Here is a 21,725-nt window from a genome sequence, read left to right as displayed (position 1 = left end):
CGTGCTACAATTTCACTTTTTTTGTGATCGAGCGCGCGCGGATACTCCCGCGCGGGCAGGACTCTTTTGATCGCTGACGAAGTCAGTAGACTGCGATGTAGTAGCCGAAGGCTACGACTGCGACGCCGGCAAGGAGCGTCAGGTACGGTAGAATGCCGGCGCGCGTTTTCACTTCCGATTGATCGATGCCAGCAAAATCCTGGAACGTTTGCTCTGGAAATTTGCCGCCATCGACGACGAAGTGTCGGTACGCGAAGACAGGCAGGATCATAAGTGCAACGGCGAAGCCTGCCGCCAGTGTTCCAGAACCCCAGATATTCGCGCCCATCCCGAGCAGGAGAAGGTTCACGAAGCCGAGGACTGCGCCTGTGGCAAGGATCGACGTGGCGGCCCGATAGGGACGAGGCATGTCCGGCCTATCGATGCGATGGAGCCAGCCTGATTGAAGGTTCAGGAAGTTGAAGATCATGTAATTCACGTTGGCGATCGCCAACAAGAACACATAGTCCGACATCATCAGCAGCAACATATTGAAGCCTAGATCCGTCCACATCGCAGCGACGGGGGCACCGTGATGATTCACGCGGCCAAGATACCGGGGAAGCCAACCATCGATCGACCCCTGATATAAAGTCCGGGCGGAGCCGGCCATCGACATGCTTACAGTCAGCAACAATGCCAAAATGAGCATGACAACGAGGATCTTCTGCACAATCGGTCCGCCACCGATCATGCCAGACATTGCGTCTGCTACGCCCATTCCGCTGTAGATCCCGGGATCGAGCATTCCATCGAGCCCAAGGGCTCCTTGGAATGCCAACGGCACCAGCGAAAAAACGACGACGCAGAGAAGACCTGCCGCGAGCAGGGACCGCGGCGTGTCTGTTCCGGGATTGCGAAACTCACGCGTGTAGCAGACAGCCGTTTCGAAGGCGTAAGTCGACCACGCCGCGATGAAGAGTGCTCCCGCGAAAACCGTCCAACCCGCCATATCCCAGGAGCCGGCGACTGCATTGCCGGCGGCATCATGCGCAAGCGGTACGAATGGCTGATAGTTACTAAGCGAAATGCTCCCGGAAAAAATCGGCACAAGACCGATGAGCAACAACGGGGCAAGCGCGACAATCGCCAGAAACTTCTGAAGATTGGCGGCTTTCAAGACTCCGCGATGTTGAACCAGAAACACCGCTAGGACCAGGAGCCATCCCAAAACGAAAACGGAATTGATCCGAAGGCTCAGACCCTCTTTCAAAAAGTCGAGATTGACCAACGTGATCTGCCACGTTTGAATCCAGTGAGTAGCCGGGAAAAACAGGTTGAGGATGTATCCGGCCCCCAATCCTGTTCCAATGGCGAGCACCGGGGACCAGGAAAACCAGTTCGACCAGACGGAAATCGGTCCGAGCATTTTTCCATAGCGAACCCACGCGAGTGCGCCGTACACGGAGGCTCCGCCGGACTTATGCGGATACATCGACGATATTTCTGCATAAGTGAAGGCTTGGATAAAGCCGAAGAGAATAGAAATCGTCCAGACGAGTGGGGAGATATTTCCAGCTGTCGCCGCGATGGCTCCCACCGAAAACAGCACAAGGGCAGGCGTACCTGCCGCAAACCAAAAAGCGTGAGTCCAGTTGAGTGTTCTAACAAGTGAGTGTGTGCCTTTCTCACTCACTGTTTGGTCGGATGCAGGCGACAGCGTAGTGTCAGTCATCTAACCTCCTTGCGGTTGGTACTTTACGTACTCTTTCCGCTTTTCCAGAGCGTCTACTTCCCAAGTTTTGACAAGTTGACACACCTAGATTGATCAGTCAATCAACTAGATTGTTCGATCAATCTAGGCGCGTGCCGGCGTACTCCAATCGTCAGAGCTTGGAATTTTTCATGACATCAAAGGAGCGAAGGAGATGGCTGTCTGTCTTGTTACTTTTCGTACCCGACAAATGCCCAGAACGCTTTGCGGAAGGTGTTGACCGCCGCTTGAATATCAAGGCGAGGCTGGATGATAGAGCGAACCATGATGCCGTCGAGGTGGGTCGATGCGAATTCGGCGGCGGCTTGGGGAGAAATATCGTTGAACAACTGGGCTCGCTGTCCCTGACGGACGGCCTTTGTCAGGATTTGAATTTCAACGTCGTAGAACTTCCTGACCACGTCGTCCATGAGCCGGCTTTGCGATTGGGAACTGGAATAGTCCATCAGAATTTTGACGACGCGACGCACATCCTCGGCCAGCTCGACATGCATCTGGAACCAGTCGTTGATCAAATCGACAGGTTCGGAGCGTTTACTTGCCACTTCTTCGTAGTTGCGCATGGCGGCGCCAACGGCTTCTTCAAGCGCCGCGCGGAACAGGGCCTCCTTGTCCTCAAAGTAGTAGTACAGGAGAGAGGTCGGAACTTCCGCAAGCTTTGCGATGTCTTTGATCGTGATCGCGGAATAATCCCTCGTCGAAAACAAACTCAAAGCAGCCGCCAATATTTTCTGGCGCTTGGCATGTCCCTCGCTTTGCGACACCTCGTTGCGCGTTGGCTTAGCCCTTGTTCTTGCGACCATTGTCTTCACACGTCCTTATGCCGGGAGGCGCACACACTAAAGCGCTGCAAAACCAACCGAAGTCGCCTTTTCGCATCTCTCTGGCCGAGATTTCTGATTCATGCTTAGCATACAACGGCTTATTGAAGATATCCACTCGCAGCTCAAGCCGGAATTCGGATCGGGAAAGGTCGCCGACTATATTCCTGAGTTGGCGAAGGTCGATCCCCACAAATTCGGAATTGCGGTAGAGACCATCGATGGGGATTCGTTCTTCGTCGGGGATGCGGAAGACGCGTTTTCGATCCAGAGCATCTCGAAAGTGTTTGGTCTCACGCTTGCTCTCGGCAAGCACGGAGATGCGCTCTGGCGAAGGGTTGGACGGGAGCCATCCGGGGGAAGTTTTAATTCGATCGTCCAACTCGAAAGCGAAAACGGCGTCCCTCGAAATCCATTCATCAACGCCGGAGCCATCGTCATCAGCGATGCGATTCTCGCGGGACATCGCCCCAGGGAAGCAATCGGACAGATCCTGCGGTTTGTTCGTTATGTCGCCGAAGACGAGTCCATCGTTGTCGATGCCGCCGTTGCGCGTTCGGAGCAGAGAACAGGTTTCCGCAACGTGGCCCTCGCCAATTATATGAAGTCATTCGGAAATCTTGCGCATGATGCCGAGCTCACCCTCGGCGTCTACTTTCATCAATGCGCCATCGCAATGACCTGCCGCCAGCTCGCAAAGGCCGGCCTGTTCCTTGCCAATGGAGGACGGATGCGAAGTGGGCACTCCATAATCCCAAGAGAACGAGCACGGCGCATTTGTGCATTGATGCTTACGTGTGGACATTACGATGCTTCAGGCGATTTCGCATTTCGTGTGGGTTTACCGGCGAAAAGCGGGGTCGGAGGCGGCATTCTGGCCGTTGCTCCAGGCCTTGCCTCCATTGCCGTCTGGTCGCCCGGCTTGGATCGACACGGCAATTCCCAACTCGGAACTCGGGCGCTCCAAGCGCTCGCGGAACGTGCCGGCTGGTCCATCTTTGACTGAGGCCTTTGCAGGCGAGCAGCGACCTCTAAGCATATGAAGGCTGCTACGTAGGCAACGCGCGGGGTCGAAATCGACGCTAGACGCCGCGGCGACTACGGAATCAAGACAACTACAGAGTGAGGTGCGCGAATGTATGGAGGAACGCTGGCGCGCCGCCTCTGACGCTAAATCCATTATGAGATTCATAGAAAGCCAGTGCTCCGGCCCCGTTGAGCTTTAACGGACTTCTGACGAAGTCTTCGGCCCAGGCGGCATCTTATTGCTGCTCCAACGGAGACCGATAATGCTTCATATCGACGACATCAAATACTCGAAATTTCGCTCGAGACGTAAGGCCCTCGGGTCCGACACGCACGAATTGAGCAGCGCTCCGAAGATTAGGTCTCTCAATTCGTCGCCCGAGGATCAGACGGCCAGCGCGTATAACTACGTGGGCGATGACTACAGCAGTTACGCCGACGGGTGTAGCGACAAACTGATCCCCGAACCAGCCGCAGCAGCTCACCGCTTCGCCCATGCCGATACGATCGTTTGGCAGGCGGTTCGCAGCGCGCTCGACGAGCACCGCAAATCCGGGGCGTCGGAAGTTCGCGTGCTCGACGCCGGCTGTGGCCCCGGCATCTGGACGAGAAGAATTGCCGACTACGCGAACCATATCGGGCTTGCGGCTACAGTTTTTGGCTTCGATATTTCCACGAGCCAGCTCGAAATCGCGCGCAATGAGACCGGGCGCTACCTGGCCAGCTTGCCCGAGGGACTCAAGCTAACTCTGGAATTTCAGGAGCGCGATCTATCCAAGCCGCTGCCCTGGGCCGCAGGATCGTTCCAACTCGTGCTCTGCAATTACACAGTCCTCAATCATCTCGCCGAACATGCGGTGCCTCCAGCGATCCGCGAACTTTGCCGCGTTTCGACCGGTCGCGTGATCGCAACTCTGCGCGCTGTCGGCAGCGCTGCCTCGGCCTGCATTATCGGCATGGAGCGCGTGCGCCAGTACCGGCACGATCCAGCCCGCGGTCATCTTGCGTTGACGCTCGATGACGGCAGTCAGCACCGGCTGCCGATGAAGATGTATTCCGCGCAAGCGCTCGAGGTAATGTTTCTGCCCCATGCCGAACTTGTGGACGTCAGGGCGATAGACCTCTTCGTGAACAGATTCGCAGCGGATGAAAACTGGACATCGTCGCTCCTCGACCGCCTGCCGGATCGCCCGAGCTTCGTAGAGAAGCTAAAGGAGATGGAGGAAGGCCTCTGCCGTCTTCCTGGCTGGATCGATCACGGTACGCACGTTCTCGTCGTGGCAAAATCAAGATCATGCGCGAGCGGAGCCGCAACTGAACCGGACCAAACACACGCTCAGTCTTCCTTGATCACATCCTTCGCCGAATTTCTCTCCAACAAATCGTGACGACGACTGATGCTTACCCGTGCCGAAGCGCAAGGACATGCCTCGGCGCGGACAAGCTGGAGATTGGAACGATTAATGATGAGCGTAACGCGTGTCGGAAATTATCGGCTGACTCCGCCATCGCCTGCGCAGCCTGCGTTTGCGTAATCAACTCTGCATTCGATGACGAACAGTAATTTCCGCAGGACAAACATGCTCGGTGACCAACGACAAATGCAGAATGCGATCGTCTACATCGAACGAGAAAAGAACGGCCATTGGTCGGTGACCGAAGCCGATCATCGGTTCGGGGGTGTCTTCGGAAGCCCCAATGCCGCGATAAAATTTGCCCGTGAAGAAGCTGAGCAACGCAAAACTTCGATCGTGATTGCGGCTAGCGAGCCGCGTCTGATGTCGTAGGACCTCTTTCGCCACTCGCCGACTAACGGCGTGTCTTAACGATGCCATTGTTCCGCGCCTGCGGAACACTTATCCTGGAAATTCGCTGTGGTGCGGACGGAGGGACTCGAACCCTCACGACGTTACCGTCTCAGGATTTTAAGTCCTGTGTGTCTACCGGTTCCACCACGTCCGCGCCGGTCGGACTTATGGCGAGTCGGAGGCCCGAGCGCAACATCCTGGATGGAAACATTCGTCGCGGGTATCAGATTGGCTCCTTGTTGGCCGGCGGTGCCGCCGCGGGGGCCATGTCGAAGACGCTGCGAGCCTTCTTCATCAGGGCCAGGAGCTCATCGGGCTTTTCGACGTCCAACGAATGTGGGTACTCCCGGTCCGAGCCGACGAGCTTATTGGAGACGTTGCCGTCCGGATCGATGAAGAGCGTGCGCGGCACATACGAACCGTCGGTCGCGAATTCGCTGTTGAGCTCTTTCTCGCGATCGACATCAGCCAGGATCATGATGAAATCACGCGAGGCTTCGACGATCCTCGGGTCGTTGAAGACGCGCCGGAACTGCTTGCACACCGAGCACCACGTCGCGTGGAATACCAGCAAAACGGGACGCCGGGTCTTCGATGCTTCGTAGATGCCCGAGCGAGCGTCGCGCCAATTGATCTCGGCGCCATTCCACTCGCGCGCATGGTCCGCCGTTCGCGCCAGGGCTGCGAACGGCAACGCCGCCATCAAGAGCGCGACGCAGACAAGTGAACGGATCATCCTTCGGTCTCCAACGCTTGTGCTCTTTTGCTGCTTTTGCCGGTTAGGCGCAAGGCAGCCCGAATTTAACGACTGGCTATCTGCCCATTCAACGACTTAGCTAGACGCTTTTCGGAATTTGGCTTTCGTAAGCTTGCAAATGAATGAAGGCCGTATCGAGAAGGGGCGTTGGGACGTTTCTGGCCCGGCCGCGGCGAATGATATCTCCGACGATCTGATCGGCCTCGATCCGCCCGCCGCGTTGAATGTCGCGCAGCATCGAAGCGGAAATTTTCGAGTTTCGGTCGCTCATCAGGGTGCGCGCGAAATCGAGCATCGCCTGGTTCGGCGGGTAGCCGTTTGCGGTCGCAACTGCCATGCATTCGTTCACAACGCCGGTCATGAACTCGGGGCCCCCGTCGGTGCGATTGATTTCGCCGACGGTTGCGCGCATCAGGCATGTGGACGACGCAAGACCCGCGATGAAAAACCACTTCTCCCACATCGAGGCGATGATGTCGGCTGAGTGGCGCGCGTCGACGCCCTGCGCGAGAACATCGTGAAGCTTCGCCGATCCGTCCTGCTGTTCTGGAAGTCTCGGTCCCTGCGTGACCGTTGCGAACGGACCGAAGTGATGGATCGTGCCGTCGTCGCCCAGGGTGACGCTGATCTGGCACATCCCTCCGAGTATGTGCACGGCTCCGAACGCATCATCGAGGGCTGCGAGATGTTGCAAACCGTTGAGCAACGGCAAGACCAAACTGCTTTTACCGACGGCGGGCCTGATCGTTTCGATCGCTTCACTCAGATCATAGGCCTTGGCACTTAGAACGACGGCGTCGAATGGAGCACTGATTTCGTCGCGCGTGATCGCCTTCACGGGCGTTACCAGATTGCCGACGGGGCTTTCGATCTTGATGCCGTCGCGCAGGAGTTGATCGCGGCGTTTCGGTCGAACGAGGAACGTCGCATCGACACCGGCCTTTGTCAGCCGGCCGCCGAAATATCCGCCGGTTGCTCCGGCACCGAGGAAGAGAATTCGCATCGATCGCAAGCTCGCTTTCTGTCTCGACCGTAATGATCGGAAAAGTCCGGCGCGACGGTCTGCCTAACGCCATGATCACATCATTTCACGATTGGCAAGGTTTCAAGCACGATGAGTTGTTTGGCGGAAAGGCGAGAAGCTTCCTATTTGAAGTTTGACGCGGAGAGAGAGATCCGCAGCGAAACATAATGGAGTTTACATGATCCGCATAATCTCAATTGGCTTGGCGACCGCCTGCTTTGCGCTTCCGGCCCTTGCGGAAGAGGCTTCCTCGACCGACGCCGGAAAATCAGCGGCGTTTAGCGCTGAACTCGCAAGCACTGCTAATGCCGAACAGGCGCGGCAGCAGCTGGCCCATCAGGGTTATACGCAGATTTCAGACCTTCACCGCGAGGCCGGACGTTGGGTCGGCACGGCAACGAAGGACGGAAAGACCGTTTACATCGCAGTCGTCGCACCTCATGCCGCGACCGTCACGACGGAGTAATTTCTCGTTGGACAAAAAAATCGGCGCCCTCCCAGGAATGGAGGGCGCCGATTTTTTGTTTCGATCGACGCGGCGACGCGTGACGCAGATCAGTTCGTGTCCGGGGTTTTCTTTTCATTATCGGCATCCGGACTAGCTTGCTGCGTACAAGTGTCCAATACGGACTGGATCTTCTTGGTCGCGCCTACGGCAGACAATTTGCTGGCGTGATATCGCTCGCCCAAGAGTTCCAAACCGATGTCGATCCGCTTCTTAGCTGACGCGATCATTGCCGCGGCCCGCTTAGCTGTTTCCTCGTCGTCAGTTACCGCGAGGATCTTATGCAAGTTGTTTTCGCTTACCTTGGCGTCAAAGCGCGTGGGCGCGGCTCCATCGACTGAAATGATGAGTTTCGGCCCCAGCAGATTCATCGAAGTTGCGTTGTTGCTCCAATCCTCGGGCGTCGCGAGGCTGATTTTGAGCCCGTCGTTATTGCAAATAACGAACGCAACCGAGGCATCACCGACAGCCATTGCCATCGCTTCGGTCTCACCGAACGCTTTTTCTTCTTTCTTATAAATCCATTCAGCGGCAGCCGAAGAAACACCGGCCAACATTGCGACTGCCGAAAGCGACGCCAATGCAAGAAAGGCTTTCCGATAACTCATTATTCTCTCCCCCGAGATAACAGCCGCGACTTTCTGACACGAGCTTGGAAACCCGGCAAACGAAATAGCGCGGCACCGAGGTGGTACCGCGCCCATTCGTTGTGAGGATCAAATCGGGAAATGAGCTGACGTCAGCCCTTCTTCTCCGGCGCAACGACGCGGATGTGGAGTTCGCGGAGCTGCTTTGGCGCGGCTTCGCTCGGGGCACCCATCAGCAGGTCGGCTGCTTGCTGGTTCATCGGGAACAGCGCCACTTCGCGAACGGTCTTGCCGCCCGTCAGCAGCATGACGATGCGCTCGAGACCGGCAGCCATGCCGCCATGCGGCGGCGCGCCGTATTGGAACGCGCGGAAGAGACCGCCGAAGCGCTGCTCGACAACCTCCGGGCCGAGCCCCGCAATGCCGAACGCTTTGATCATGGCGTCGGGCTTGTGGTTGCGCAGGCCGCCCGAGGCGATCTCGTAGCCGTTGCAGACGATGTCGTACTGATAGGCTTTGAGCTTCAGCTGCTCTTCGGTCGTCGTCGCTGCGTCGAGCGCATCGCCGCCGCCTTGCGGCATGGAGAAGGGGTTGTGCGCGAAGTCGACCTTCTTCTCTTCCTCGTTCCACTCGTAGAACGGGAAGTCGACGATCCACGCGAGCGCGAACCGGTTCTCGTCGACGAGCTTCAGCTCTTGGCCGACGCGGTCGCGTGCGAGACCTGCGAACTTGTAGAAGTTCGCCGGGTTGCCGGCGACGAAGAACGCAGCGTCTCCTTCCTTCAAGCCGAGCTGCGATTTGATCGCGGTCGCGCGTTCCGGGCCGATGTTTTTTGCAACGGGACCGGCACCGCCTTCCTCGCCTTCACGCCAGAAGATGTAACCGAGGCCCGGCTGGCCTTCACTCTGCGCCCATGAGTTCATGCGGTCGCAGAACGCGCGGCTGCCGCCCGTCGGCGCGGGGATGGCCCAGATGCGCGCCTTCGGGTCTTTCTCGATCATGCCCGCGAAGACCTTGAAGCCCGAGCCGCGGAAGTGTTCGGTGACGTCCGACATCTCGATCGGGTTGCGCAGATCCGGCTTGTCGGAGCCGTACTTGGCGATCGCCGTGTCGTAGGGAATGCGCGGCCAGCCCTTTGTCACGGGCTTGCCCTCCGCAAATTCTTCGAAGAGGCCGGTGATGACCGGCTCCATCGTCGTGAACACGTCTTCCTGCTCGACGAAGCTCATCTCGACGTCGAGCTGATAGAATTCGCCCGGCAGCCGGTCGGCGCGCGGGTCTTCATCGCGGAAGCACGGTGCGATCTGGAAATAGCGGTCGAAGCCCGACACCATCAGGAGTTGCTTATACTGCTGAGGAGCCTGCGGGAGCGCGTAGAATTTGCCGGCATGGATGCGGCTCGGCACCAGGAAGTCGCGTGCGCCTTCGGGGCTCGAGGCCGTCAAGATCGGCGTCGGGAATTCGTTGAAGCCTTCGTCGTGCATGCGCCGGCGCATGGATCGCGTGATCTCGAGCCGTTTCATGATGATGGCGTGCAACGTCTCGCGGCGAAGATCGAGGAAGCGATATTGCAGACGCAGATCCTCGGGGTATTCGGGCTCGCCGAAGACCGGAACCGGCAATTCCTTTGCTGCCGAGAGTACTTCGATCTCGGTGGCGTAAAGCTCGATTTCTCCCGTGGGCAGCTCTGAATTCACCGTGCCTTCGGGCCGGTTGCGCACCTTGCCGTCGATGCGCACGACCCATTCCGACCGCAACGTTTCCGCGACCTTGAACGCCGGGCTGTCTGGGTCTGCGACGACCTGCGTCAATCCGTAATGGTCGCGGAGATCGATGAAGAGGACGCCGCCGTGGTCGCGGACGCGATGCACCCAGCCGGAAAGCCGCACGTTTGAGCCGACGTCGGTTTTCCTCAGAGCGCCGCATGTGTGCGAGCGATAACGATGCAGCTTAGCCTCGGCCATGGCCGGAAACCCTTTGATCGATGTGGGTGAAAATCGCCGCGGAAAAGCGCATGCGGCCGCTCGAAAGTCAAGGTTAGCACCCTACACCTTAACTGAGGAAGGTCCCGGGGCCTCCCTCGGGGGCAGACCCTCGGTACAGCGGGCCGTCGCGGCAGCTTCCGGAAACCCCTTGCGAAAAAACGCCCTACCTCCGGCACCGAACTGATGGCGACAACCTCCAGACCATGCGCTATAGGGCTGCCTTGATGCGAATGATCACGACGACGTCAGAGCTGTCGGCGCTTTGTGAAGTGCTGGCCAAAAGTGAATATGTTGCTGTTGACACCGAATTTCTGCGCGAGCAGACGTTCTGGCCATTGCTGTGCCTCATCCAGCTCGCGGGCCCCGATGCCGAAGCCGTCGTCGACCCGCTCAGCCCAGGTCTGGACCTGACGCCGTTCTATCAGCTGATGGCTGACACCACGGTCGTCAAGGTGTTCCACGCCGCCCGCCAGGATATCGAAATCATTTTCCTGAAGGCAGAGATCGTGCCGACGCCCGTGTTCGACACGCAGGTTGCGGCGATGGTTTGCGGCTATGGCGACAGCATCAGCTATGTGAACCTCGTCAAGAAGACGACGTCCATCGATCTCGACAAAAGTTCGCGCTTCACCGATTGGAGCCGCCGGCCGCTTTCGGACAAGCAGCTCGACTATGCGCTCGCGGATGTGACGCATCTCAGAGATGTTTATCTGCGCTTGAAGCAGACGCTCGAAAAGACCGGCCGTACGCCGTGGCTGCAGGAAGAGATGGAAGTTCTCACGAGCCCCGGAACGTACGACGCGAAGCCCGAAAATGCCTGGCAACGCCTCAAGCTTCGCGTCAAAGGACGGAAGTCGCTTGCGGTGCTTATTGAACTTGCGGCTTGGCGGGAGCGATTAGCGCAATCGCTCGACGTACCACGCGGGCGCGTGCTCCGAGACGACGCGTTGTACGACATCGCCAACCAGCTGCCGGCGAGCGCGGATTCACTCGGTCAACTCCGGACGCTTTCGGACGGGTTCGCACGATCGCAGCGGGCGAAGGAGATCGTCGACGTCGTCAAGGCGGGTCTTGCGCGCGATCCTAAGTCGTTGCCGCAAATCGAACGGAACGAGGCGCTGTCTGCTGAAGCGAGCGCAACACTCGAATTGCTGAAAGTTCTCCTCAAGGCCGCCGCCGCGGAGCACGGCGTCGCGCCTCGCATCATCGCGGACAGCGACGATCTGGAACAGCTTGCAACGTCCGATGAAGCGAACATCCTGGCGCTTCAAGGCTGGCGACGGACGCTCTTCGGCGATGCCGCCCTGAAGCTCAAGCGCGGCGAACTGGCGTTGACGCTGGTTGATGGCGAAGTTCGCGCGGTGCCTGCGGCAAGGGTGGACTGACGATCCTTTCGTCATCCTCGGCCGAGCGAATGCGAAGGCCGGGGATCCAGCGCAAAACTCGTCGAAGACACGATAATTGAGCCTTCGGCCCTTCTTCCGCTGGATCCCCGAACGCGCTCGCTATGCTTGCACGTTCGAGGATGACGGATCGCCGCTACTTCCGGCCCGGGTCATAAGCGTGCTTCTGACGCCATTCGGAAAAGAAGTATGAGAGGCTGTCGTCGATGTCCTGCGGCAGGACGATTTTGACCGTCACACGCTGATCGCCGTGCACGCCGTTTTTGCCGCGAACGCCCTTGCCTTTGAGGCGGAACGTCTTTCCCGAGCTTGTGCCCTTCGGAATATTGAGTTGGACCCGGCCCGTCGGGGTCGGAACTTCGACCCGGCCGCCGAGGACTGCTTCATCGACGGTGATCGGCAGTTCGAGCAGAATGTCGTCGCCGTCGCGCTTGAAGTCTGGATGCTGGCGTATCTTTATTTCGACAAGAGCATCTCCGGGCTCCGAGCCCGGCCCTCCGGGTGTGCCTTTGCCTTTCAGCCGTAGCGTTTGGCCGTCGGTCACGCCTTCCGGCACGGCGAGGTCGAGCACACCGCCATCCGGCAGCGTCACGCGCTTTTTGGCGCCAAGCACGGCTTCGAGAAAATCGACCTCCAGCGAGTAGCGCAGATCCTGCCCGCGGTGCCCATGGGTGGTACGACGAGCGCCTCCGCCCGCACCGAAGACATCGGAAAAGATGTCGGAAAAGCTGAAATCGTCAAATCCGGCGGCTCCGGGGCGGCCCTCGAAACCCCGCGCTGAAAACGGCCCTCGCTGGGACCCTGCCCCTGCTGCCCGGTTCCACTGTGGGCGGCGCGGATCGCCCTTGGCGTCTATCTCGCCGGCGTCATACTGGCGGCGCTTTTCGGGGTCGCTCAAGATATCGTTGGCGGCGGTGATCTTCTTGAAACGCTCAGCGGCACCGGCGTTGTTGGGGTTGACGTCCGGATGATTGGCTTTGGCCGCCTTACGAAACGCGCTGCGTAGCTCATCCTCTGTGGCTCCCCGCGAGACGCCGAGAATGTCGTAAAGATCTTCCGCCATGGAGGCTGTCTTCATCCTGGGAACTTTTGTTATAGACTATCAGAAAATGCTGCGTTGCAAGCGAGGCGTACTGCCCCTCAACGAGTAATTCGGATTTCCGGCCTTTTGCCGACCAAAGCTGCAAGCGTCTCGAATCGGCGTCGCAGCCTCTCCCCGTCCAGTGCTGCGTAGGCCGCCGGTATCGTCAAGACAAGCGTGCCGTTTTCGTAGCTGAGCGACGTTTGGTCGATAACGCCGGCCATGCCAATCGAAAGCATATGGGCAGTCCTGATCGCTGCGCCAACGATCCTCGCCCGCCGCTGAACGCGTTTGGTGACCAGACTGCGGAGCCGGTCCGAGAGCTGGCCGCCGCCCTCCTCCTCCGACGTCTCATGGCGGTGGAAAACAGAGAGGGCGAGGAAGATGCGGCCCTGGTGATCGACCCCGCCCAGGCCCGCATGCGCGATCGTGTTGACACTTTGCTCGCCGCGATAGTCGGGATGGGCTCGCCAGCCAACATCGGACAGAATGCATGCGGCGTGCCGGAGGCGGCGCTCATCGGCCGTCTCCTCCTGAGCCGGGTCGGCGAAGAGCTGGTCGGTCCAGTCGCAGAGTTCAAAGGCATGGGCGACGGATCTCGACCGCAGGGCGGCGTAATCTTCGCAGAAGCTGATCAGCGGATCGCGCGCCTTCTCGAAGGGCGGCAGGAGACCGTAAATCAGTCCTTCGCGAATTCCGAAGACGGAGAAGACGATCTGGCGCGGCTCCATCTGGCGCAACAGCCGCTCCAAGACGAGCGCGCCAAACGGCAGGACTTCGCGACGCGCTTTGGCGACACCGGCGATGCCTGGAATATCGAGAGGCTTTTTGGCTTTGCGAAACTGCTCGCAGAGGTCGAGCGCTTCCCGCGTCGTCAGCTTGTATCCCTGCATCACGCGCAGCGGATAATCGACTCGGTCCATTTGCAACTTGGCGAGCGAACGCCACGTGCCGCCGACGGCATAAAACGTGCGGCCCGTGCCATTTCTAATCCAGGCAAGGCTCGCGAGAGCGGCGTCGATGACCTCACTCGCCCGCTCGATCTTGTTGCCCGTCGTGTCGATCAGGCGCAAGCCGCCGAGAGGCAATGTTGCGGCTTCCTTCAAGCGATCCTGCGTGAGATCAATCAGTTCGAGGCTGCCGCCTCCGAGATCGCCGACGACGCCATCGGGATCAACGAAACCCATCATGATGCCTTGGGCTGCGAGCCGCGCTTCCGTATCGCCGGAGAGAACTTCGATCCTGGCGCCGATGGCCCGCTCGCCCTGCTCGATGAAGTCGCGCCCGTTTTGCGCATCGCGAACTGCGGCCGTGGCGATGACCTTGAGATTCTTGACGCTCAGAATCTTCGCAATGATCCTGAAGCGCGAGAGCGCCGCCAGCGCCCGGTCAACGGCCTCGACTCCAAGACTGCCGGTGGATGCGACCGAGCGGCCGAGGCCGCACAGAATTTTTTCGTTGAAGACCGGTGTCGGCGCTCGAACCGCACCTTCGTAGACGACGAGCCGAACCGAGTTGGAACCGATATCGACGACGCCGATAGGTTCCATTTCCGCGGTACGCTCGTTTGCGCCCGAGAGTTCTTTCCAACGTGTCAAAATTGAACTCCCGGCTCAACCGGGCTGGCGGAAACGTTGCGGGAAGCTCTCCTTGAGAGATTGCCCGCGTCCCGAAAGCGAAGGATTGGTCATGAAGTACTTGTGCGCATTGAAGGCTTCCTCACCGGGACCCGGTTGAATCCGGGTCGAGCTACCGTCGGAGTTGATCCGCCAGCTCTGTTGATTGTCTTTCAAGTTCGCAACCATGATCTGAGCCAGCACTTGTTCATGCACGGTCGGGTTCTTGACGGGCGCCAGTGCCTCGACGCGGCGGTCAAGGTTGCGTGGCATCATGTCGGCGGAGCTGATGTAGACGGCGGCCTTGGCCGAAGGCAAGGCCTCACCATTGGCGAAACAGTAAATGCGGGCATGCTCGAGGAAGCGCCCGATAATACTTTTCACTCTGATGTTGCTCGAAAGACCCGGGATCCCCGGGCGCAGACAGCAGATGCCGCGCACGACGAGATCGATCGGCACTCCGGCATTGCTCGCGTCGTAGAGCGCTGAAATGATCTGAGCGTCGACGAGCGAGTTCATCTTCCACCAGATGCCGGACGGCTTTCCGGCCTTGGCGTTTCTTATCTCCTCGGCAATGTGCGTCATGATCCGGTTGCGGATGCCGTGAGGGCTTGCCGCCATGCACTCGAGCTCAACCGGCTCGCCATAGCCCGTCACGAAATTTAGAATTCGCGTGATGTCGCGCGCCATAGCCGGATCGGTGGTGAAGAGCGACAGGTCGGTGTAAACGCGCGCGGTTTGCGGATGATAGTTACCGGTGCCGATGTGGCAGTACGTCGTCAGCTCGGTGCCCTCGCGGCGGACGATCAGGCCGAGCTTGGCGTGCGTCTTCAGCTCGGTGAATCCATAGACGACGTGAACGCCCGCGCTTTCAAGGTCGCGCGCCCAGCGAATGTTTGCTGCTTCATCGAAGCGGGCTTTGAGCTCGACGACGGCGGTGACGGACTTGCCGGCTTCGACCGCCTCCTTCAGCGCCTGAATGATCGGGCTATCGCGCGAGGTTCGATAGAGCGTCCATTTGATCGCCATCACGTTCGGATCAGCGACGGCCTGGCGCAAATACTGAACGACGACGTCGAAGCTCTCGTAGGGATGGTGGACGACGATGTCCTTGTTACGGACGGCTGCGAAGCAATCACCGCTGAATTCGCGAATGCGCTCGGGGAAGCGGATCGTGAAGGGCTTGAAAAGAAGATCCGGCCGATCCGGCACGATCAGCTGCGAGGTATCGGCAAGGGCCAAGATGCCTTCTTTGACGAAAACGCTTTCTTCGCGCACCTCGAGTTCGTCGATGACGAACTTGCGCAAGCGTTCATGCATCTTGGCTTCGATTTCGAGCCGGATGACATTGCCGCGGCGGCGCCGCTTCAGCTGGCTTTCATAGGAGCGAACGAGGTCTTCGGCCTCTTCCTGCAATTCGATGTCGCTGTCACGGAGGACGCGGAACGTACCCTTGCTCTTGATCTCAAAGCCGGAGAACAGCTCGGTCAGAAACATGCCGATGACGTATTCGAGCTGAATGAACCGAATTTCCTTCGGTTTGTCGGGCTCCGCTTCAAGACGAATGAACCGCTCCAGCTGACCGGGAATAGGTATGAGCCCATTCATCGTCTTGCCGTCGATCGGGCGCACCATCTCGACGACGATGGTCATCGCCTTGTTGGGAATGAACGGAAATGGATGCGCGGGGTCGGCTGCGATCGGCGTGAGGATCGGAAAGATGTGCGTCATGAACAGACGCTGGAGCCAATCGTGCTGTGTTTCCGTCAGCTCGTCAGGCTGCAATACGAAAAGTCCGGCGCCTGCGAGTTCGGTTGTAATCGTCCGCCAGCTGGCCTGCTTATCGGCCACGAGGCCCGTCGCGAACTTGTTGATCGTTGCGAGCTGCTGCATCGGCGTCATGCCGTCTTGAGACAGCGTCGTGATGCCGGCACGGATCTGGCCATAAACACCGGCCGCGCGGACCATGTAAAATTCGTCGAGGTTGTCTGCCGCGATCGATAGGAAGCGCAGACGCTCGAGGAGCGGATGATGTTCGTTGCCCGCTTCCGCGAGGACGCGCCTGTTGAATTGAAGCCAAGACAGCTCGCGGTTGTAGAAACGCTCCGGTCCTTGCGGAACGATATCGACATCGGTTTTGCTTCTGCTTTTCGCGGTGGCCATCTTAGGGGGATTGCTCCGAAATTCCGGTCGAGACATGTGGATGTTAGATTACACCCAAATGACGCGTGGGTGCCGTAATCCTCAGTATAAGACGATTAGTAGCCGAGTACGTCGAGCGTTGCAGCGGCAATGGGGCGCGTTACCCGGCGTTGCAGCACGAGTGCACGACGATCTGCCTCTGCGACGAACCGTTCGGCTGCAAGCATAGACCGCTCCATCCGCACGAGAACGTAGTCCACCAATTGCGGCTCGACGCTCAATTGGCGGTCGGCGAATAACTTCACCAGGACAGCGCGAAGCAGGGCGTCATCGGGCGGCTCTATGGTCGCCAGGGGCAAGGCTTTCAGCCGCGAACGCAGATCGGGAAGCGCAATTGCCAATTCCCCCGGCACGGTTTCGGTCGTCAGGAGAATTTGTAGCCGCTGTTCGCGGACGAGGTTCAAAAGATGAAACAGCGCCGCCTCATCGGTGATCGTCTGGACGTCCTCGATCAGAAGGGCGCCCGCCGACGCCATTGCCGGGACGGCCTCACGCGAGAGCGCGGATGCCTCGAACGGTGTCGCTCCGGCCCGCTTCAGCCAAACGTTGGCGAGATGGGTTTTTCCACTTCCCCGTGGGCCGGCGATCACTGCGGCGCCGATGGGCCAATCCGGCCAGCGATCGACGAGCGCAACGGCGGCGGCGTTCGATTCTGAAACAAGGAAGTCCTCAAGACCCATCGCCGTTCTGTGCGGCAGTTCAAAGACAAGCTGCTCAGGGATCGTGGTCATGGGGCTATTCAAGGCTTGTCCTTCAGTGTCACCTCAACCTCGCCTTGATACATGGATGACTCGAGATAGGCGCGGAGCGCAAAGCGTACGAGCACGCCGATTGCGGCAGAAACCGGCACGGCGACGAGGAGGCCAAGGAATCCGAACAGATAGCTGAAGGTCAACAGCGCGAAGATCAACCAGACGGGATGCAAGCCGATTTCGGAGCCGATGATGTAGGGGCTCAGAATCCCCGACTCCAGCGCCTGTCCGGCCAGCATGATACCCGCGATAATCAGTATGGGCGTGAGATCCGGCCAGTGCTGGATGAAGGCAATGATCATGGCTGCCAGGGCGCCGAGCGACCATCCGAAAATGGGAATGAATGAGGCGAGTCCGGTCAGTATTCCGACCAGCATGCCGTAGTCCAGTCCGGCCAAACTGAGTGCTACCGCGTAGAAGAGAGCGAGAAGGATACACACCACGCCCTGTCCGCGGATAAACGCGGAGATGCGGCTGTCGATTTCAATGGCGAGGGCACGGATCTGATCCGCCCCTTGACGCGGGAGCCAGGCATCGATCTTGGCCAGCATCTTCGGCCAGTCCTTGACGACGTAGAAAAAGACGACCGGCGTTATGAGGACAACGGTGAAGAAGTTCACCGCGGCGGTGCCCTGGTTCCAAAGCCCTTGCACGAAGGTCCCTACCAGCGATGGCGCTGAAGATGTGAAGGACTCAAGAGCGGATCGAACAGCGGCCTCGGCCTGCGGGTATCGCACTCCGAGATGCTCGCGCGCCGCCGTCTCAAGCGCACCCCTGAGCCGGCCGACTTCTCGGGGAGCTGCCTCGACGAGGCCGGCGGCCTGCTGGGCGAGGACGGGCAAGACGAACACGAGCGCCAAAGTGATAATGCAGGTCATCGCCGCAAGGAGCAGAATGGCGGAAATCCAGCGCGGGATACCGGCGCGGCTCATGGCATCGACGACGGGATTGAGAAAATAGGCGAGCACGAGTCCGATTACGAATGGGACGAGCGCTGGAGCAATCAGTTGAACGATGTAGGCGAACAGCAGCGCAGTCGCCGTCCAAAACAGCGCGTGCCGCTCAAAATGCATATCGTTCGATCCTCAAATCGTTGGCCGGGCCGAAGCATGCGCCGGAACACTCAGCTTTTCGAGCCGGTGGTTTCGTAGAACGTCATGTGTTTCAGCCATACGCGCAAATAGGCAACAAGTGAGATGATCGTCGTCGCAGCCGCGAGGAGCGTCAATAGCTGTACCGGCCCCTTCAGCCGCAAGCCGAATCCCTCGTCCGCCAGCACGGTGGCGGCAAGCACGATCTGGGCAACGGTGTTCATCTTGCTGACGGCAAGGGGTTTCATCGGCGTCGGGTGATCGAGCAGCCACGACAGGACGACCGCGATAACGATCAGCACGTCACGCGACACGACCAGGATGACAAGCCAGGATGGCAGACGCGCCGTTACGCCGAGCGCTATGAAGATGCAGACGATAAGCAGCTTGTCTGCAATGGGGTCGAGATAGGCGCCGAGCTCGGTCTCCCAATTGAAGCGCTTGGCAAGGAACCCGTCGACGGCATCGGAGATGCCCGCCACGACGAAGGCAAGGAATGCCGCCTGGAGTTCGCCCGTCAGCAACAGCCAGAAGACCACGGGTACGAGAATGACCCGGCCGAGCGTAATAAGATTTGGAATGCTCACGCCGAAATTGTCCCCGTCTTTCTCTGGCCTGGGTGAAGTTGAAACCGATTAGGCGGCGCGACCCTAGCCTTTGGAAGTTTATCTCGTCGAGAACATCCTCCCTTGCACTGCGGTAATGCAGCAGCAACGAAAGTGCGCGTCAAGCAGGGTGCACGCAACGGCCTTCGACGTGAACGAGATATATATAAATTATTTCAATAGCTTGATCGGAGGATCCAACCGTGATCCGTGCCGGTGAGGCTGAGACCGCGAGCGCCCAGAGCATTTGCCAGACTTCTGGCGCCGCCCGGGTATTTCAACGAGATGTCGGCGCTACTTTCCGTGACGTCGGCGATGTTGAGGCCGTCGACACCCGGAGTGTCGAGGAGTTGCGCGCGCATCCGATCCCACTGATCGGAGCTCGAGAACTCAACCTGCAGGGTCACATCCTCGCCGTTGCCACCCGTCGAGGCAGCCCAGACGGGCATGTCCGCTCCGGCGGAGGCGGGCTCGGGAGCGGCCGACTTGATGGCTTTCCAGCGGCCCTCGATCACACCCAGCGCCACGACCGCTGCGAGCTGTGAGGCGTAGTCGAGATCACCGTCCGAGATACGGTAGGTCCGTTTCAGCAGCAGCGGACCGGCGGCATCCCGTCCGGCAAGCGTCACGGTCAGCTTTTTGGAGGCCATGTCCGGCTCGGCCACGGCCATTACCACGAGGCCGGTTCCATATTCGCCCGTGAGCGCGCGCAAGCCGTTGTCGTCGCCGGCGAGCATCTGGTTGACCGTATCGGGCCGGATCGCCGGCTTCAGTTCCTTGATCGTTATCGGGGTGATCGTGTGTTTCAGGTCCAGGCCCGTCCAGGCGCGGCGCCATAGGCCGGCATCCGTGCCTGCGGCTGGCGGATTGCCCTGCTGCAGGACGGTCAAGACCGTTACCGGCGGCGCCTGCTGGTCGACATAAGGAATGCCTTGGCGCGAGAGCGCGGAGCGAACCGCTTCGGCCTGGAACGAGAAATCGAGGCTCGCAATGTAATCGGTTGCGGAATTGCGTTCCGAGCGCACGGAGACGCCCGATACGAGATCTCCAGCTTTGAGATCTGCGACCGTCGACAGACGCTTATAGGCCGTCACCGGCACGAGCCGCTTCAGAAGGGAGCGGAACGCCGCCTGCTGGCCGTCGGCCATCGCCTGCTCCTTCGCCGCGACGGCATTGGCCGCGGTCGCTTCGACCGGATAATTCGCGACGGTATAGGCAGCATCCGCGCCCGCCGAGATTGCCGGCGCCGCGTCCAGCCCGACGGCCGCCGTCCAGATGGCTGTGGCAATGGCGAAGCAGCGACCAACGGACACCTTAATCCCCCGTTTCCCGTTTTCAGGCGATGTATATGGCCGGCAAGGATACGCAACCGCGGAACCCTGCCAACGATCCCTTCGTTGCTCTCAGGGCCAGTCGCTGCTACGACCCCCATCACGGGTTGGCAATGGGGCAAAAGTGAGTTTAACCGATGCCCTCCCCACTGCGCCATTCATGGACGCGGCTTCCATCCAACACAATTCCCCCGACGAGGACGAATGCCGGCGGCTGACGAGAATTCGAAGAAGAGCATCACGTATGCCGACGCTGGCGTCGATATCGATGCGGGTAACGCGCTGGTCGCGGCCATCAAGCCGCTTGCGCGCGCCACGAGCCGCCCCGGCGCGGATGTGGATCTTGGTGGCTTCGGCGGCCTGTTCGATCTGAAGCGCACGGGCTTTCGCGATCCGATCCTGGTCGCTGCGAACGACGGGGTCGGCACGAAGCTCAAAATCGCCATCGAGACCGGCCGTCATTCGACAATCGGAATCGACCTTGTCGCGATGTGCGTCAACGATCTCGTCGTGCAAGGCGCGGAGCCGTTGTTCTTTCTCGACTACTTTGCCGTCGGCAAGCTCGATGTCGCCGCCGCGCGCGACGTCATCGCGGGGATCGCGGATGGCTGCCGGGATGCGGGATGCGCGCTGATCGGTGGAGAAACCGCCGAAATGCCGGGGCTCTACAAGAGCGGCGATTACGATCTCGCAGGGTTCTCGGTGGGCGCCGTCGAGCGCGATGAAATCTTGCCGCGTGCCGATATCGCCGTCGGAGACATTCTGATCGGGCTCAAGTCTTCGGGGGTTCATTCGAACGGCTACAGCCTCGTGCGCAAGCTCGTCGAGCATGCGGGGCTCGATTGGAATGCACCTGCCCCGTTTGCCGCAAACACATCGGTGGCGGAAGCGCTACTCACGCCGACGCGCATCTACGTCAAACCTCTTCTCGCAGCCATCCGGGCAACGGGCGGGTCGGGCATGAACGGCGCGATCAAGGCGCTATCGCATATCACCGGCGGCGGAATTTCGGAGAACGTGCCTCGCGTGATGCCGAAAGACATGGCCGCTCGCATAAATCTTTCATCGTTCGATGTGCCGCCTGTTTTCGGGTGGCTCGCCAAGACCGGCAACATCGAGCCGACTGAACTGCTCCGGACGTTCAACTGCGGCATCGGCATGATCGCGGTCGTCTCGAAAGCGAAAGTCGACGACGTGATTGCAAAGCTGAAGTCGGCCGGCGAAGAGCCGATGATCATCGGCGATGTCATCCCTCCGACGGGCGAAAAGTCCGAGGCAAAGGGCAAAGGCGAAGCCTGGGCCGTCAAGTACGAAGGCAAGCTCGCTCTTTAATTTGTCACCTCCGACACGCGTTCCGCGCGCCGGCCGGAGGCGCCGC

The 21,725-nt window shown here is 59.5% G+C and carries 19 protein-coding genes and 1 tRNA gene; 6 read left to right on the top strand and 14 right to left on the bottom strand.

Going from position 1 to position 21,725, the window contains the following annotated elements:
- Positions 1-82: 82 nt before the first annotated feature.
- Positions 83-1,714 (bottom strand): APC family permease, encoded by a 1,632-nt coding sequence (locus tag AC1DK3_RS01665; protein WP_477190562.1) that lies wholly within the window; start codon positions 1,712-1,714, stop codon positions 83-85.
- Between the two features lie 209 nt (positions 1,715-1,923).
- Positions 1,924-2,556, bottom strand: a complete 633-nt coding sequence (locus AC1DK3_RS01660; RefSeq protein ID WP_477190561.1) for a TetR/AcrR family transcriptional regulator — start codon at positions 2,554-2,556, stop codon at positions 1,924-1,926.
- 100 nt (positions 2,557-2,656) lie between these two features.
- Here AC1DK3_RS01660 and AC1DK3_RS01655 point away from each other — a divergent pair, with 100 nt between their 5' ends.
- From AC1DK3_RS01655 to AC1DK3_RS01645, 3 genes are all read left to right on the top strand, one after another.
- Positions 2,657-3,580 (top strand): glutaminase, encoded by a 924-nt coding sequence (locus AC1DK3_RS01655; protein ID WP_477190560.1) that lies wholly within the window; start codon positions 2,657-2,659, stop codon positions 3,578-3,580.
- Between the two features lie 283 nt (positions 3,581-3,863).
- Positions 3,864-4,988 carry a class I SAM-dependent methyltransferase gene (locus tag AC1DK3_RS01650; RefSeq protein ID WP_477190559.1) on the top strand — a complete coding sequence of 375 codons (1,125 nt, stop codon included), beginning with the start codon at positions 3,864-3,866 and terminating at the stop codon, positions 4,986-4,988.
- A gap of 213 nt (positions 4,989-5,201) precedes the next feature.
- Entirely contained in the window at positions 5,202-5,387 is a 186-nt protein-coding gene (locus AC1DK3_RS01645; RefSeq protein ID WP_477190558.1) for a hypothetical protein, read from the top strand.
- Positions 5,388-5,475: 88 nt separating this feature from the next.
- Here AC1DK3_RS01645 and AC1DK3_RS01640 read toward each other — a convergent pair.
- The 3 genes from AC1DK3_RS01640 to AC1DK3_RS01630 form a co-directional block, all read right to left on the bottom strand.
- A tRNA-Leu gene (locus tag AC1DK3_RS01640) sits at positions 5,476-5,562 on the bottom strand.
- Positions 5,563-5,631: 69 nt separating this feature from the next.
- A complete protein-coding gene (locus tag AC1DK3_RS01635; RefSeq protein ID WP_477190557.1) occupies positions 5,632-6,144 on the bottom strand; it encodes a thioredoxin family protein in 513 nt (170 codons plus the stop codon).
- A 100-nt stretch (positions 6,145-6,244) separates the two neighbouring features.
- Entirely contained in the window at positions 6,245-7,168 is a 924-nt protein-coding gene (locus AC1DK3_RS01630) for a ketopantoate reductase family protein (protein WP_477190556.1), read from the bottom strand.
- 199 nt (positions 7,169-7,367) lie between these two features.
- Between AC1DK3_RS01630 and AC1DK3_RS01625 the strand changes: the two genes are divergently transcribed.
- Positions 7,368-7,655 carry a hypothetical protein gene (locus tag AC1DK3_RS01625; protein ID WP_477190555.1) on the top strand — a complete coding sequence of 96 codons (288 nt, stop codon included), beginning with the start codon at positions 7,368-7,370 and terminating at the stop codon, positions 7,653-7,655.
- An 89-nt stretch (positions 7,656-7,744) separates the two neighbouring features.
- Here the strand turns inward: AC1DK3_RS01625 and AC1DK3_RS01620 are convergent, their stop codons facing one another.
- Together AC1DK3_RS01620 and aspS are read right to left on the bottom strand one after the other, a co-directional pair.
- The gene (locus tag AC1DK3_RS01620) at positions 7,745-8,251 is read right to left on the bottom strand and encodes a hypothetical protein (protein ID WP_477190554.1); all 507 of its coding nucleotides are present in this window, start codon (positions 8,249-8,251) and stop codon (positions 7,745-7,747) included.
- Positions 8,252-8,433: 182 nt separating this feature from the next.
- The gene (aspS, locus tag AC1DK3_RS01615) at positions 8,434-10,230 is read right to left on the bottom strand and encodes an aspartate--tRNA ligase (RefSeq protein ID WP_477192848.1); all 1,797 of its coding nucleotides are present in this window, start codon (positions 10,228-10,230) and stop codon (positions 8,434-8,436) included.
- A 260-nt stretch (positions 10,231-10,490) separates the two neighbouring features.
- Between aspS and rnd the strand changes: the two genes are divergently transcribed.
- Complete coding sequence (gene rnd / locus AC1DK3_RS01610; RefSeq protein ID WP_477190553.1) at positions 10,491-11,651, top strand: ribonuclease D; 1,161 nt, start codon at positions 10,491-10,493, stop codon at positions 11,649-11,651.
- Positions 11,652-11,805: 154 nt separating this feature from the next.
- On the opposite strand, the gene AC1DK3_RS01605 is transcribed toward rnd, so the two are convergent.
- The 7 genes from AC1DK3_RS01605 to AC1DK3_RS01575 form a co-directional block, all read right to left on the bottom strand.
- Positions 11,806-12,747: a DnaJ C-terminal domain-containing protein gene (locus AC1DK3_RS01605; RefSeq protein WP_477190552.1), complete on the bottom strand. Its 942-nt coding sequence runs from the start codon at positions 12,745-12,747 to the stop codon at positions 11,806-11,808.
- A 62-nt stretch (positions 12,748-12,809) separates the two neighbouring features.
- Positions 12,810-14,348 (bottom strand): Ppx/GppA family phosphatase, encoded by a 1,539-nt coding sequence (locus AC1DK3_RS01600; RefSeq protein WP_477190551.1) that lies wholly within the window; start codon positions 14,346-14,348, stop codon positions 12,810-12,812.
- Between the two features lie 15 nt (positions 14,349-14,363).
- Entirely contained in the window at positions 14,364-16,529 is a 2,166-nt protein-coding gene (locus AC1DK3_RS01595) for an RNA degradosome polyphosphate kinase (protein ID WP_477190550.1), read from the bottom strand.
- Between the two features lie 95 nt (positions 16,530-16,624).
- Positions 16,625-17,299 (bottom strand): P-loop NTPase family protein, encoded by a 675-nt coding sequence (locus AC1DK3_RS01590; RefSeq protein ID WP_477190549.1) that lies wholly within the window; start codon positions 17,297-17,299, stop codon positions 16,625-16,627.
- A gap of 8 nt (positions 17,300-17,307) precedes the next feature.
- On the bottom strand, positions 17,308-18,393 hold the full coding sequence (locus AC1DK3_RS01585; protein ID WP_477190548.1) for an AI-2E family transporter: 1,086 nt from the start codon (positions 18,391-18,393) through the stop codon (positions 17,308-17,310).
- A gap of 50 nt (positions 18,394-18,443) precedes the next feature.
- Entirely contained in the window at positions 18,444-18,998 is a 555-nt protein-coding gene (locus AC1DK3_RS01580) for a CDP-alcohol phosphatidyltransferase family protein (RefSeq protein ID WP_291165387.1), read from the bottom strand.
- Between the two features lie 194 nt (positions 18,999-19,192).
- Positions 19,193-20,329 carry a DUF2066 domain-containing protein gene (locus AC1DK3_RS01575; RefSeq protein ID WP_477190547.1) on the bottom strand — a complete coding sequence of 379 codons (1,137 nt, stop codon included), beginning with the start codon at positions 20,327-20,329 and terminating at the stop codon, positions 19,193-19,195.
- A 222-nt stretch (positions 20,330-20,551) separates the two neighbouring features.
- Between AC1DK3_RS01575 and purM the strand changes: the two genes are divergently transcribed.
- Complete coding sequence (gene purM / locus AC1DK3_RS01570; protein ID WP_477190546.1) at positions 20,552-21,679, top strand: phosphoribosylformylglycinamidine cyclo-ligase; 1,128 nt, start codon at positions 20,552-20,554, stop codon at positions 21,677-21,679.
- Positions 21,680-21,725 lie beyond the last annotated feature (46 nt).

It is taken from the genome of Hyphomicrobium sp. 01T421, from assembly GCF_056398805.1.
The sequence above is the reverse complement of the archived record's forward strand: the minus strand, read 5'-3'. Positions and strand labels throughout refer to the sequence as shown.